Source organism: Zobellella endophytica (genome assembly GCF_003012775.1).
Lineage (GTDB): Bacteria > Pseudomonadota > Gammaproteobacteria > Enterobacterales > Aeromonadaceae > Oceanimonas > Oceanimonas endophytica.
Genome location: NZ_PXYG01000002.1, coordinates 576,210 through 588,835 on the forward strand (window position 1 = coordinate 576,210; position 12,626 = coordinate 588,835).

12 protein-coding genes are annotated in these 12,626 nt (G+C 63.0%); 2 read left to right on the forward strand and 10 right to left on the reverse strand.

The window, feature by feature from the left end; genetic code table 11:
* Positions 1 to 114: 114 nt before the first annotated feature.
* From C7H85_RS07920 to pilM, 5 genes are read right to left on the reverse strand one after another with little or no spacing between them, the layout of a single operon-like run.
* The gene (locus C7H85_RS07920) at positions 115 to 2,142 is read right to left on the reverse strand and encodes a type IV pilus secretin PilQ (protein ID WP_106729162.1); all 2,028 of its coding nucleotides are present in this window, start codon (positions 2,140 to 2,142) and stop codon (positions 115 to 117) included.
* Between the two features lie 21 nt (positions 2,143 to 2,163).
* Positions 2,164 to 2,679 carry a pilus assembly protein PilP gene (locus tag C7H85_RS07925; protein WP_106729163.1) on the reverse strand — a complete coding sequence of 172 codons (516 nt, stop codon included), beginning with the start codon at positions 2,677 to 2,679 and terminating at the stop codon, positions 2,164 to 2,166.
* On the reverse strand, positions 2,676 to 3,260 hold the full coding sequence (locus C7H85_RS07930; protein ID WP_106729164.1) for a type IV pilus inner membrane component PilO: 585 nt from the start codon (positions 3,258 to 3,260) through the stop codon (positions 2,676 to 2,678). The genes C7H85_RS07925 and C7H85_RS07930 overlap by 4 nt, the downstream gene beginning before the upstream one ends.
* Positions 3,257 to 3,817 carry a PilN domain-containing protein gene (locus C7H85_RS07935; RefSeq protein ID WP_106729165.1) on the reverse strand — a complete coding sequence of 187 codons (561 nt, stop codon included), beginning with the start codon at positions 3,815 to 3,817 and terminating at the stop codon, positions 3,257 to 3,259. Before C7H85_RS07935 ends, C7H85_RS07930 begins: the two co-directional genes overlap by 4 nt.
* Positions 3,805 to 4,860, reverse strand: coding sequence for a type IV pilus assembly protein PilM (gene pilM, locus C7H85_RS07940; RefSeq protein WP_210433596.1), 1,056 nt, complete (start codon positions 4,858 to 4,860; stop codon positions 3,805 to 3,807). Before pilM ends, C7H85_RS07935 begins: the two co-directional genes overlap by 13 nt.
* Before the next feature lie 307 nt (positions 4,861 to 5,167).
* Here pilM and C7H85_RS07945 point away from each other — a divergent pair, with 307 nt between their 5' ends.
* Entirely contained in the window at positions 5,168 to 7,402 is a 2,235-nt protein-coding gene (locus C7H85_RS07945; RefSeq protein WP_245879597.1) for a penicillin-binding protein 1A, read from the forward strand.
* A gap of 27 nt (positions 7,403 to 7,429) precedes the next feature.
* Here C7H85_RS07945 and oxyR read toward each other — a convergent pair whose 3' ends face one another.
* The 5 genes from oxyR to dusA all read right to left on the reverse strand — a co-directional run bounded on the left by oxyR (position 7,430) and on the right by dusA (position 12,040).
* Positions 7,430 to 8,323 carry a DNA-binding transcriptional regulator OxyR gene (gene oxyR / locus C7H85_RS07950; RefSeq protein WP_106729167.1) on the reverse strand — a complete coding sequence of 298 codons (894 nt, stop codon included), beginning with the start codon at positions 8,321 to 8,323 and terminating at the stop codon, positions 7,430 to 7,432.
* Between the two features lie 72 nt (positions 8,324 to 8,395).
* Positions 8,396 to 9,844 (reverse strand): dihydrolipoyl dehydrogenase, encoded by a 1,449-nt coding sequence (locus C7H85_RS07955; protein WP_106729168.1) that lies wholly within the window; start codon positions 9,842 to 9,844, stop codon positions 8,396 to 8,398.
* 57 nt (positions 9,845 to 9,901) lie between these two features.
* Positions 9,902 to 10,630, reverse strand: a complete 729-nt coding sequence (locus C7H85_RS07960) for a glutathione peroxidase (RefSeq protein ID WP_106729169.1) — start codon at positions 10,628 to 10,630, stop codon at positions 9,902 to 9,904.
* 148 nt (positions 10,631 to 10,778) lie between these two features.
* Positions 10,779 to 11,018 carry an HP1242/YdcH family protein gene (locus C7H85_RS07965; RefSeq protein WP_106729170.1) on the reverse strand — a complete coding sequence of 80 codons (240 nt, stop codon included), beginning with the start codon at positions 11,016 to 11,018 and terminating at the stop codon, positions 10,779 to 10,781.
* A 32-nt stretch (positions 11,019 to 11,050) separates the two neighbouring features.
* Positions 11,051 to 12,040, reverse strand: coding sequence for a tRNA dihydrouridine(20/20a) synthase DusA (gene dusA / locus C7H85_RS07970; protein WP_106729171.1), 990 nt, complete (start codon positions 12,038 to 12,040; stop codon positions 11,051 to 11,053).
* 132 nt (positions 12,041 to 12,172) lie between these two features.
* Here dusA and zur point away from each other — a divergent pair, with 132 nt between their 5' ends.
* Positions 12,173 to 12,625: a zinc uptake transcriptional repressor Zur gene (gene zur / locus C7H85_RS07975; RefSeq protein ID WP_106729172.1), complete on the forward strand. Its 453-nt coding sequence runs from the start codon at positions 12,173 to 12,175 to the stop codon at positions 12,623 to 12,625.
* The last annotated feature ends 1 nt before the right edge of the window (position 12,626 follow it).

The window sequence follows — 12,626 nt, forward strand, 5'->3', positions numbered from 1 at the left end:
ACGATGAACCTAACCTTTACTTTCTGAAATTGGACGCCGGATTATCGCAACTGTGCTGGTCGCTGGCAAGGGCAACGCCGCTTCCCGGCCAGAAACCGGGGAACGGCGCGGTATTCAGAGGCTGTCGTGCACGATACGGGGGGTGACGAAGATAATCAACTCGCGCTTGGCGTTGTTGTCCCTGGTGGTCTTGAACAGGTTGCCGACCACCGGAATGTCGCCCAGCACCGGTACCTTGGTGACGTTGCGGGTGATGTTCTGCTGGAAGATGCCGCCCAGCACTAGGGTTTCGCCGTCGTTCACCAGCACCTGGGTAGTGATCGACTGGGTGTTGATGGCCACCGCCTCGCCCCCGGTGGCCTGCGGGATCCGCTCGCCGATGGTGTCCTGGGTGACGGTCAGATCCAGCACCACCCTGTTGTCCGGGGTGATCTGCGGGGTGACCCTGAGGCTGAGCACCGCATCCTGGAACTCCACCTCGGTACCGGCGTTGCTGGTGGAGGAAAACGGGATCTGGGTGCCCTGCTCGATCAACGCCGGTTTCTGGTTGGAGGTGGTCACCCGGGGGCTGGCGATGATCTCGGCGCGGTTTTCCCGCTCCAGCGCCGACAGCTCCAGATCCAGGATGCGGCCGCCGCCGAGCTTGGCTATCTGGAAGGCGATATTGCCCGCCGCACCGGCCACCGGCAGGTTAACGTTGAGCGAGTTATCCACGGCGCTGCGCAGCCCTTCCAGGGTACCGCTGACCGACTGCTGATTGCGGTTGCCGCTGGTGCTGGTGGTGTTGCTGTAACCCCAGCGCACTCCAAAGGCTTCTTCAAAGCCGTCGTCGATGGTCACCATCCGCGCCTCGATCACCACCTGCTTGATGGGAATATCGAGCAGCTCCAGCATGCGGCGAATATTGTCGATGCTTTCCCGGGTGTCCTTGATCACCAGGGTGTTGGTCCTGTCATCCACCGCGATAGCCCCGCGCTCGGTCAGCAGCCGGGTGCTCTCGTTACTCAGCAGCGCCACCACATCGGTGGCCTTGGCGTAGTTCACCTGCAGGAATTCGGTCACCAGCGGCGCCAGCACCTCCTGGGCCTGGCGGTTCTCCAGCTGCTGCTGCTCCTGCTGGGCCAGTTCGGCGGCCGGGGCGATCAGCAGTATGTTGCCGTCCAGCCGCTTGTCCAGTCCGCGCACCTGCAGGATGATGTCCAGCGCCTGCTCCCAGGGCACGCCGTCCAGGCGCAGGGTGATATTGCCCTGCACCGAATCGGTGGTGACCAGGTTGAAGTTGTTAAAGTCGGCGATCAGCTGCAACACGGTGCGCACCGGAATATCCTGGAAATTCATCGAGATAGGCTTACCGGTGTAACGACGCCGATCATCGTTTGCCACCGCGGCGGCGGCGGCCGGCCGGGCCACTTCCAGCACGAACATGCGCTCGGACTGATCGTAGCGGTAGTCGAAGGCGCCCGTGGTCTCCACCGTCAGCAGGGCGGTGCCCCTGTCGCGGGAGCTGGTGATCCTGCTGACCACGGTGGCGAAATCGTTGACGTCCAGGGCCTGCAGCAGCTCATCGGGAATATGGGTATTGTGGAACTGGGCGATCAGCTGATTGCCGCGCACCTGCATGTCCACGGCGGCACTGGACTTGTCCAGGTTGACCAGCACCTGGCCCTGGCCGTCGCGGCCGCGGCGAAAATCGACCCCGGTAATCGAATTGATGGCGCCGGGCGGCAGGGTAGCGCCGCTACTGCTGGTGCCGCTCACCGCCCGCCCCAGCAACAGGCGCAGGCTGTTATCCTCGACCGTGACCTGATAGGGCTGTACCCTGTCCATGCCAACCGCCACCTCCAGGTTGCGGCCGACCCGGCGTACATCCACCAGCTCGATGCCCTGGCGCTCGATGGGAATCACGTTTTCCCGCAGGGCCGAGCGGCCATCGGGGATCTGCAGCACCAGCCGGTCCGGCTGATAGCGCATCAGCTCGGTGACGCCCAGGGGCGGCATGTCGAACTCCAGTTCCAGCAGCAGTTGGTCTCCGGTCAGCGGATTGACTTTGAGGCTCTCCAGGCTCACCGCCTGGGCCCGTCCCACCAGCATAAGAGCACACGCCACCAAGGCCATCCACTTAACACCCATGTGTCTTCTCATATCGCACTCCCTGCGCTGTTATTATCCGGCTTTGGACAACGTCAGTTTGGTATCCCGGGTATCCCAACACCCCTTGCCGTCGGGAATGTATTCTTTCAGCACCACTTCATTGCCGCTGATGCCGGTGACTTCACCGTGGTTCAGTCCCATTCGCTGCTTGATGCCGACCCGGTAGGTGGTGCCGTCCCGGGCCTGGATCAGGGCCCACAACCCCTGGCTGTCGCCCAGTGTACCCCGCAGCGAGAGGTTATCGAGCGAATACTGCTCCAGCGGCTCTTTCGGCTGGGTGAACGCCGGCTGGACACAGTCCGTGCTGGTGGCGGCGGTTTCCCGTACGTTTTCCGGCTGCGGCTCCACGAAGGGGCTGCGATCCGATTCCGGCCGGTAGGCTTCGGGCACGTATTCGTTCATTTCCGGCAACGGCTCGGGGGGCGCCGCCGGCCGGGCCTTGACCTCGGCCACGTACTGGCGCAGATCCCCCTCTTCCACACAGGCGGTCAGCGAGAGCAACAGGAGCAATAACAGGCGGTGTCTCATGGCGCCTCCTGCTCATTGTATTTATAGGTCTTGGCGAGCATGCTCATGTTCAGTTGCTCGCCGGATGAACGGCTCAGGTTGAAGCTGTCGATGATGACGATACGCGGCAGCGCCGCCACGTCGGCCACGAACTGGCCCAGCTGATGGTAGTTGCCGCTGACGATGATCCGCATCGGCAGCTCGGTCGAGAACTCGCTGGGGCGCTCGGCCTCCCAGTTGATGCGCTCCAGCCGCAGGCCGTTGTCGGTGGCCACAAAGCTGATGTCGTCGAGCAGGCCGGCGATCTCCAGGCTGTTGGGCAGCTTGCGTAGCTGCGCCTCCAATTGGGTCTGCAAGTCTTCCAGTTGCTGCTGGTAGGCCCCGAGCGCCGACGCCTGCCGGGCCTTTTCCTCGAAGGCGGCCTTGAGCTGCAGCTCTTGGGCCCTGGTCCGGTCCAGCCGGGCCAGGCTGTCCTTGATAAAGAAGTAACCGATGGCGCCGGCCAGCACGGCGCAGACCAGGGCGATGGCCACCAGCTTGGCCGATTTGGGCCACTGCCCGATGTTGTCGAAGTCCAGCTCGTTCACCTGTTGCCAGTTCATTGCATTTCTCCCGGGGTCGGTTCCCTTACCTGAAACAGCATGGAAAACTGGCTCAGCGCTATCGGCTGTACATCGCTGGCGAAAATCGAGCTGATCCTCGGCTCGCCCAGCCAGCCGGTATCCTCAATTTGCCGTATCATGTTCGCCACCCGGGTATAGGCTTCAGTTTTACCCACCACATCGATGCGGTTGGCGGCGACGTTCATCGAGCTCAGGTAGACGCCGGGGGGCACCAGTTCGGGCATCTGGTTGAACAGCTTCACCGAAAAGTTGCGCCGCTGCTGGAAGGCGTCGATCAGCCGCATCCGCTCCAGCAGCTGGATCCGCTGCTCCTTGATATGCCGTATCTCCCCCAGTACCTGATCGAGCTTGACCGCTTCGGTCTGCAGGAACTGGTTGCGTTCCTGCTGCTGGGCGATTTGGCGATGGATCCAGCCGTTGCCGAGCAGCATCAGCCCCACCGTCGCCAGGGCGGCGACGGCCAGGGTCACCAGGAATTGCTTCTTCTGCCGCGCCCTGACGCTGTCCCGCCAGGGCAAGAGGTTTATATTGGACATGGTGTGAAACTCCTCAACGCCAGTCCCAGCGCCGTCATGTAGGCAGCGTCCCCGTCATCCGTCCGCTTGCCGCCGAGCAGATGACCGAAATCCGGCTGCAATACCGGCACGCTCAGTTCCTGCTCCAGTACCTTCGCCAGCCTGGGCACCCGACTACCGCCGCCGCTGAGAAACAGCGCCGTCGGCGGCTTGTTGCCGGAACTGCTGCAAAAAAGCTGAATGTTGCGACGTATGTGCTGCAAGATAGCGGTGATGTGCTGTTGTTCCACGTCGTGCCTGAGCGCCTCGGGCAGGCGATTGTCGACCTTTTCCCGCTCGACCTCGTCCTCGGGCATGTCGGTGAGTTTGGCCAGCTCGCGGGTGAACTGGCCACCGCCGAAGTTTTGCAGCCGGCTGTGGATCACCTCGCCGTTTTCGACCACCGCAAAGGTCAGGCACTCGGCGCCGACATCCACCAGCGCCAGCATCTGGGCGCTGGTCTTCTGCGCCGTCAGGCAGGCATTCACCGCCCGGGCCAGCGCATGCACGCCGATGTCGACGACCTTGGTGTTCCAGCCGGCCTCCTGCAAGGCGGCGAGCCGGGTGGTGACGCTCTCGGTGCGGGCGGCGCTGAGCAGGATGTTTTCCCGCTCCGGGTGATTGGCGTTGATGCCCAGGGTTTCGTAGTCCAGGCTGATTTCATCGAGCGGGTAGGGAATATGCTGCTCAGCCTCGATCAATACCTGGTTTTCCAGCTCCTCCGCCGACAGGTTGCGCGGCACCAGTATCACCTTGGTGGTGACGCTGCTGCCGGTGACCGCGGTGGCGGCCTTGTCGTACCGGCTGTTCAGCTGGCGCCGGAGCTGTTTCAGGGCATGGGCCACCTGCGCCACGTCCTGCAACTGGTGATCGACGATACAGCCCTTGGGGGTGGGAATACTGGCGATGGCTTCGATCTGGTAGTGGCCTTCACTGCCCTTGAGCGCCACCGCCTTGATGCTGCTGGAGCCGAAGTCGACTCCGACCATCCACTGGAAATCCTTGTTCCTGAACAGGCTCAACATAGGCGTCCATGCGTTTGTTGTTATTGGTCTTAGTAAGGATAGACGGACTCAACCAGCCGGATGAAATTATTGCGTAGAAAAACAAAGCGCTCGAATAAAGCGGCTAACACAGGATATACTTGCTCGCTATTGGTTAAAAAATGATTTGTCGGGTTCTCGCTCCATGCTCAAATGGCTTTCTCGCCTGTTCTTGTTCGGTCTCTTCTTGGTTTTTTGTGGTGTTGCCGCCATCTTTGTGGTGTATCAGCAGCTCAGGCCGGAATTGCCGGATGTGTCCACGCTCAGGGATGTGCGTCTGGAAACCCCCATGCGTGTCTTCAGCCAGGATGGCGAGTTGATCTCCCAGTACGGGGAGCAGCGGCGTAATCCCATCGCCATCGAGCAGATGCCGCCGCAGTTGATCGCGGCCTTTCTGGCCACCGAGGACGCCCGTTTCTATGAACACCCGGGCATCGATCCCATCGGTATCACCCGGGCCGCGGTGATCTGGCTGACCACCGGGGAAAAGCGCCAGGGCGCCAGTACCATCACCCAGCAGGTGGCCAGGAACTTCTTCCTGAGCCGGGAAAAGACCGTGATCCGCAAGATCAAGGAGATCTTCCTCGCCCTGCATATCGAGAGCCTGCTCACCAAGGACGAGATCCTGGAGCTGTACCTCAACAAGATCCCGCTCGGTCACCGCTCCCACGGCGTCGCCGCCGCCGCCCAGGTGTATTATGGCAAGACCCTGGACCAGTTGACCCTGGCGGAAATGGCGATGATCGCCGGCCTGCCCCAGGCGCCCTCCGTCCTCAATCCCATCCGCTCCCCCCAACGGGCGGGCGAGCGCCGGGCCCTGGTGTTGGGCCGCATGCTGGAAACCGGCAAGATCAGCCAGGCCGAGTACGACCAGGCCATGGCCGAGCCGGTGGCGGCCCGCTACCATGGCGCGGAAATCACCCTCAACGCCCCCTACCTGGCGGAGATGGCGCACCAGTTCGCCCTCACCCTCTTCGGTGATGAAGCCTATACCCGCGGCCTGAACATCTATACCACCGTGTACGCGGACGAACAGCAGGCCGCCACCCAGGCGCTGGTCGACGGCCTGCTGGCCTACGACCTGCGCCATGGCTATCGCGGTCCGGTCGAGCAACTGTGGCAGGGCACTCCCTGGGGCGCGGAGCGGATCCGCCAGCACCTAGATGAACAGCCCGGCTACTGGCCGCTGGAGCCGGCGGTGGTCACCGCCGTCGCCGAGCGCAGCGCCACCATGGTGGTCAAGGGCAAGGGCGAGCGCAGTCTCGACTGGGACGGTATCAAGTGGGCCCGGCGCTATATCGCCGACAACCGCCAGGGCAATGCCCCCCGCCAGGCAAAAGACATCCTGGCCAGCGGGGATCAGATCTGGGTCCGCCCCCTGGGCGAGGGCTGGATGCTGGCCCAGCTGCCGGACATCAACGGCGCCCTGGTGGCGCTGGAGCCCCACAGCGGCGCGGTTACCGCCCTGGTCGGCGGCTTCAACTTCACCCTCAACAAGTTCAACCGGGCCGAGCAGGCCGAGCGGCAGATGGGATCCAACATCAAGCCGTTCATCTATTCCGCCGCCCTCGACAACGGCTTCACCCTGGCGAGCATGGTCAACGATGCCCCCATCAACCACTGGGACGCGGGCAGCGGCAACGCCTGGCGGCCGCGCAATTCGCCTAATGTCTACGACGGCCCCATCCGGGTGCGCGAGGCCCTGGCTCGCTCCAAAAACGTGGTGTCCATCCGCCTGCTGCGCGACACCGGCATCCCCGTGGCCATGCAGCGGCTGAATGATTTCGGCTTCAACACCGCCCGCATCCCCGCCACCGAAAGCCTTGCCTTGGGGTCGCCGTCGGCCACCCCGCTGGAAATGGCGACCGGCTACGCCGCCTTCGCCAATGGCGGCAGCAAGGTCACGCCCTTTGTGGTGGAACGCATCGAGGATGCGCACGGGCAGGTGCTGTACCAGTCCAAGCCGGTGGTCACACCGATCATCAGCCCGGAAAACGCCTTTCTGGTGACCGATGCCCTCAGCTCTGCCATCTGGGGCGGCAGCAGCAGCGGACGGCGCTGGAACGGCACCGGCTGGCGGGCTGGCCGGGCCCTGGAGCGCAAGGATATCGCCGGCAAAACCGGCACCACCAACGACTCCCGCGACGCCTGGTTCTCCGGCTTTACCCCCGACCGGGTGGCCACCGCCTGGGTCGGCTTCGACGACTTCGGCCGTCCCCTGGGCCGCACCGCCCATAATCCCAACCTGGGATCGGAGCAGGTGGCCGGTGGTGAATTCGGGGCCAGCACCGCCCTGCCCATCTGGATCGACTACATGAAGGTGGCGCTCAAGGACTTCCCCGAACGCCAGCGCCCGGTGCCGGAAAAGCTGGTGACGGTGAACATCGACACCGGCAGCGGCCTGCGTACCGATGGCCGGGGGCTGACCGAGTACTTTGTGGAAGGCAGCGAGCCCAGACGCTATGGCCGGGCCGGCGGCAGCCAGCAGTTCGGCGGCACCAGCATCACCGATGAACTGTTCTGACAGCGGGGCCAGAGGCCCCTGCTTCAATTACAGCAGGGTATTGACCAGTTGCCCGATCACCTTGGCCATTTCGTTGAAACAGGGCCGCCGCACCGAATGAATGCGGTACAGCAACGAGATGGTACGGCTCGGCTCCGGATCGGCAACGGGTACATAGTTCACCCCCAGCCCGCCGTTGTGGCGGCCGATGGCGAGGCGGGGGATCAGGGTCATGCCTGATCCGGCCGCCACCATGTTGCGCAGGGTTTCCAGGCTGGTCGCCTGGAAATGATTGTCTTCCCCCACCCCGGCGGCAAAGCAAAAGCCCATGGCCTGATCCCGCAGGCAATGACCGTCTTCCAGCATCAGCAGCTTCTCGCCTTTCAGCTCGTTCAGACTGATACGCTCGCGCCCGGCCCAGGCGTGATCCGCCGGCAGCGCCAGCATCATCGGCTCGTCATACAGCGGCAGGGAGCCGAAATTATCCATATTGTCGAGCTGGGCCAGGATCAGGCAGTCCAGCTCGCCGTCCGCCAACTGCTTCAGCAGCACCTGGGTCTGGGCCTCGTACAGGTAGATATGCAGCTCGGGAAAGTGCTGCTTGAGGGCGGGAATGATATGCGGCAGCAGGTAAGGCCCCACGGTGGGGATCAGGCCGATATGCAGCTCGCCGGACATCGGCTCGGTAAAGGTACGGGCGATGTCCCGGAGTTCCTTGGTGGCCGCCAGTACCCGCCGCGCCTGGGCGGTAATGGCCTCCCCCGCCGGGGTGAACAGCACCCTGCGCGAGGTCCGCTCCATCAGCAGCACCCCCAGTTCGTCCTCCAGCTTGCGCAACTGGCCGCTCAGGGTCGGCTGGCTGACAAAACACTTTTCCGCCGCCTTGCGAAAATGCCGCTCCTCGGCCAGCGCCACCAGATATTCGAGATCCCTTAAATTCACGTTTTCACCGTTATACTGACGTTTAGCGCCAATAGTTACCGATCTGGCGGTAAATAGAAAGGCCCGCCGGGGCTAGTCGCCCACCCCGCACTCCATGCAGCGATCGACCATCGCCGGCCCCCGGTGCAGCCCGGCGTTGAGATCCCGCAGCGCCGTGCGCACGCCTTCTTCGATCACCGGATGGTAAAACGGCATCTCCAGCATTTGTGCCACCGTCATCCGGCTCTGGTGCGCCCAAGCCAGCAGATGCGCCAGGTGTTCGGCTTCCGGGGCACTCATCTCGGCCCCCAGAAACAGTCCGCTGCCCTGCTCCGCATAGAGCCGCAGCATCCCCCGGTTGCGCAGCACCACCCGGCTGCGGCCCTGATCCTCGAAAGAGGCCTGGCCGATGGCAAAAAAGCCGCCACCACCGTAGCGTCGCTCCAGCTCCCGGTAGCCGGCGCCCACCATGGCAATCTGGGGATCGGTAAACACCACCGCCAGTCGGCTGTGCCGCAGGCCGGCCCGGATATCGGGAAAGCGGCCGGCGTTGTCCCCCGCTATCCGCCCCTGAGCGTTGGCTTCGTGCAGCAACGGAAGCTGGTTGCTGGCGTCACCGGCCACGAAGATATGGGGCAGGCTGGTCTGCAGGGTGTAGGCGTCGGCCAGCGGTACCCCTTTATCGTCCAGCGCCATGCCGAGCCGCTCCAGCCCCAGCCGCTCGACGTTGGGGAGGCGGCCGGTCGCGGCGATCACCAGATCTACCCGAATGCGCTCGCTGACGCCCTCGGCGTCGAGGAAGTCGATGTCCACCCCGTCCGCCACCCGCTCCATCCGGCCGACCCTGGCATCCGCATCCAGAAAGAATTCCCCGGCAAACCCCTTGCCGGCACAGGCCATCACCACCGGATCCGTCAGCCCCGCCAACTGGCCGCCGACCCCGAACATCCACACCTTCACCCCGAGCCGGTGCAACGCCTGCCCCAGTTCGAGGCCGATGACGCCGGGGCCGAACACCGCCACCGACCGGGGCAGCCGGTCCCACTCGAACACATCATCGCTGACCTGCAGCAGGGTGCCCAGCTCGCGCCAGGCGTCGGGAAAGGTAGGCCGTGAACCGGTGGCGATCACCAGCGAAGTAGCGGTAATACGGGTGTGTTCGTCCACCATCAGGGTATGCTGGTCCACAAAACGGGCATGGCCGGCCACCTTGTCTTGCGCCGGTATCGAGTCAATCGATGCCAGCACCAGGCCCACGAAACGATCCCGTTCGGCTTTCACCCGGGACATGACCTGCCGGCCGTCGATCCTGAACTCCCCCGGGTGGACGCCGAAGGCGGGCGCCTCGGCGACCCGGTGGGCGCTGTCGGCCGCGGCGATCAGCAGCTTGGACGGCATGCAGCCCACCCGCGCACAGGTGGTGCCATAGCGGCCGCCCTCTATCATGACCACTTTCTTGTGGTGAGCCCGGGCGGTGCGATAGGCGGCCAGGCCGGCGGTGCCGCTGCCGATGATGACCACGTCGGCGGTGATGTGCTTCATGGGCAGAAACCTCCGTGCAACAGGGATGAAAAAAGCTCGCGCCCCTTTTACCCTAGTTTATGCCAGGTATTCGGCCAGTTCGTCACTGCCGCCGATATGGCGGCCGTCGATGAAGATCTGCGGCACAGTGGATCGGCCGGACACCGCTTTCAGGGTAATGCTGGTGGCATCCTGGCCCAGGATCACCTCTTCGTAGCGCATGCCCTGATCCAGCAGCATCTGCTTGGCCCGGGCACAAAAAGGGCAGCCCGGCTTGCTGAACAGGGTGATGGCGGAGGGCTTGGCGGCCTCGGGGTTGATGTAGGCCAGCATGGTGTCGGCGTCGGACACTTCGAAGGGGTCACCGGGCTTGTTCGGCTCGATGAACATCTGGTCGATGATGCCGTCTTTCACCAGCATGGAATAGCGCCAGGAGCGTTTGCCGAAACCCAGCTCCTGCTTGTCGACCAGCATGCCCATGCCATCGGTAAACTCGCCGTTGCCGTCCGGGATCACCCGGATGTGCTCCGCTTCCTGATCCTTGAGCCAGGCGTTCATCACGAAGGTGTCGTTGACGCTGATGCAGACGATGTCGTCGATACCATTTTCGAACAGCACCGGCGCCAGTTCGTTGTAACGCGGCAGATGGGTGGAGGAACAGGTGGGGGTAAAGGCGCCGGGCAGGGAGAATACCACCACTGTCTTGCCCTTGAAGAGATCATCGCTGGTCACATCCACCCACTGCTCACCCTGGCGGGTACGGAAAGTCACTTGTGGAACGGCCCGGCCTGTTTTGTTGCTCAACATACTGAGGTCCTCATTTGGAGATTGTTTTCGGGAATGGACTCAGTATGCCGGGAATAATTTGATTGTTATAACTGTTTTTATAAATACATTTAATCGGTTTTGACTATTGGAAGCGAAAAGGGACGGCGTCGCCCTTTCCGCCACACCCTTATCCCAGCCCGTTCAGCAACCGCTGGTAGATTTCATCCTTCAGCCGCAGGCGCTGCATTTTAAGCTGTTCGAAATCCTCGTCCGATATCGGCATATTCCGGGATTCCAACCCCGCTATCTGGTGATCCAGTTTGTGATACTCGTTCGCCATCCGGGCAAACTCCGTATCCTGCTGCTTCAGCTGAGCAATTTTGTCGACGTATTCCGGAAACTCGATGGTCAATGCATGGCTGTCCATGGGTCAGGCTCCTTCTGTTGGCTGAGGATGCCTTAACTATAGTCGACCACCGGCTCCGCTACCTTGGCCAGGGCGGCCTCGACCACCTCGATGCCGGCGCCGGGCTTGTGAGCGTTTTCGCTCAGGTGACGGCGCCAGGCCCGGGCACCGGGCAGGCCCTGGAAGAGGCCCAGGGTATGGCGGGTGATGTTGCCCAGATAGGTTCCCTTGCCGAGTTCCTGCTCGATATAGGGCAGCAGTTCGCGGATCACCTGGTGCCGGCTGATAACATCATGCCGATCCCCGAACAGCTCGCCGTCCACCTGCGCCAGCAGGTAGGGGTTTTGGTAGACTTCCCGCCCCAGCATGACACCGTCCAGGTGACGCAGATGTTCCCGCGCCTCAGCCAGGGTCTTGATGCCGCCGTTGATGGCGATGGTCAGCCCCGGAAAGTCCCGCTTGAGCCGGTAGACCCGTTCATAGTCGAGCGGCGGTATCTCCCGGTTCTCCTTCGGGCTCAGGCCCTTGAGCCAGGCCTTGCGGGCGTGCACGATCAGCGCGTCCACCCCGGCGTCCACCAGCCTGTCGACCAGGGCGCAGAGGAATTCGTAGCTGTCCTGCTCGTCGATGCCGATGCGGGTCTTCACCGTGACCGGTATCGCCACTTCCGCCTTCATCGCCGCCACCCCGTCCGCCACCCGTCCGGGCTCGGCCATCAGACAGGCACCGAACAGGCCATTCTGCACCCGATCCGAGGGGCAGCCCACGTTCAGGTTGATCTCGTCGTAGCCGCGCTGCTCGGCGAGCCGGGCGCACCGGGCCAGCGCGTGCGCATCGCTGCCGCCCAACTGCAGCACCAGCGGATGCTCCTGCGCATTGAACGCCAGATAATCGCCCTTGCCGTGCAGTATGGCGCCGGTGGTCACCATTTCGGTATACAGCTGGGCATGGCGGCTGAGCAGCCGGTGGAAGTAACGGCAATGTTTATCCGTCCAGTCCAGCATGGGGGCAACAGAGAAACGGGCACTGGGATAATGACTCATGAGAACGACGACTTTTTGAACACAGGGCGCGCATTATACCCAAGGCGGCTCACAGACCCAACCTCGATCCGATGAACCCGGATCAGGCTGTGCTAAGATGCGCTCAGGAGCCATTGAGGATCGTCATCGTTTATGTCCATTCAACATCAGCTTGAGCGTGCCGAACGGCTGTGCCAGCAGCGCGGGGTGCGCTTTACCCCCACCCGCCGCCATGTGTTTACCCTAATGGCCGAGCACAAGGGGGCGGTCAGCGCCTACGATCTGTTGGACCGGCTCAAGGAGCTGGAGCCCAGCGCCAAGCCCCCCACCGTTTACCGGGCGCTGGATTTTCTGTTGTCCCAGGGCTTCGTGCACAAGGTGGAGTCGCTCAATGCTTTTCTGTTTTGCGACCACTTTGCCGAACACCATCCCATGCAGTTGCTGATCTGCGACCAGTGTGGGCTGGTCATCGAGCTGCACGACGAAGCCATCAACCGGGCCTTCAGCCAGCAGGCCGAGCTGCACGGCTTTGCCATCACCAGCCAGTCCATCGAGGCCCACGGCCACTGCCGGCAGTGCAAGGCGGAAAAAAGCGCAGGCTGCTGAT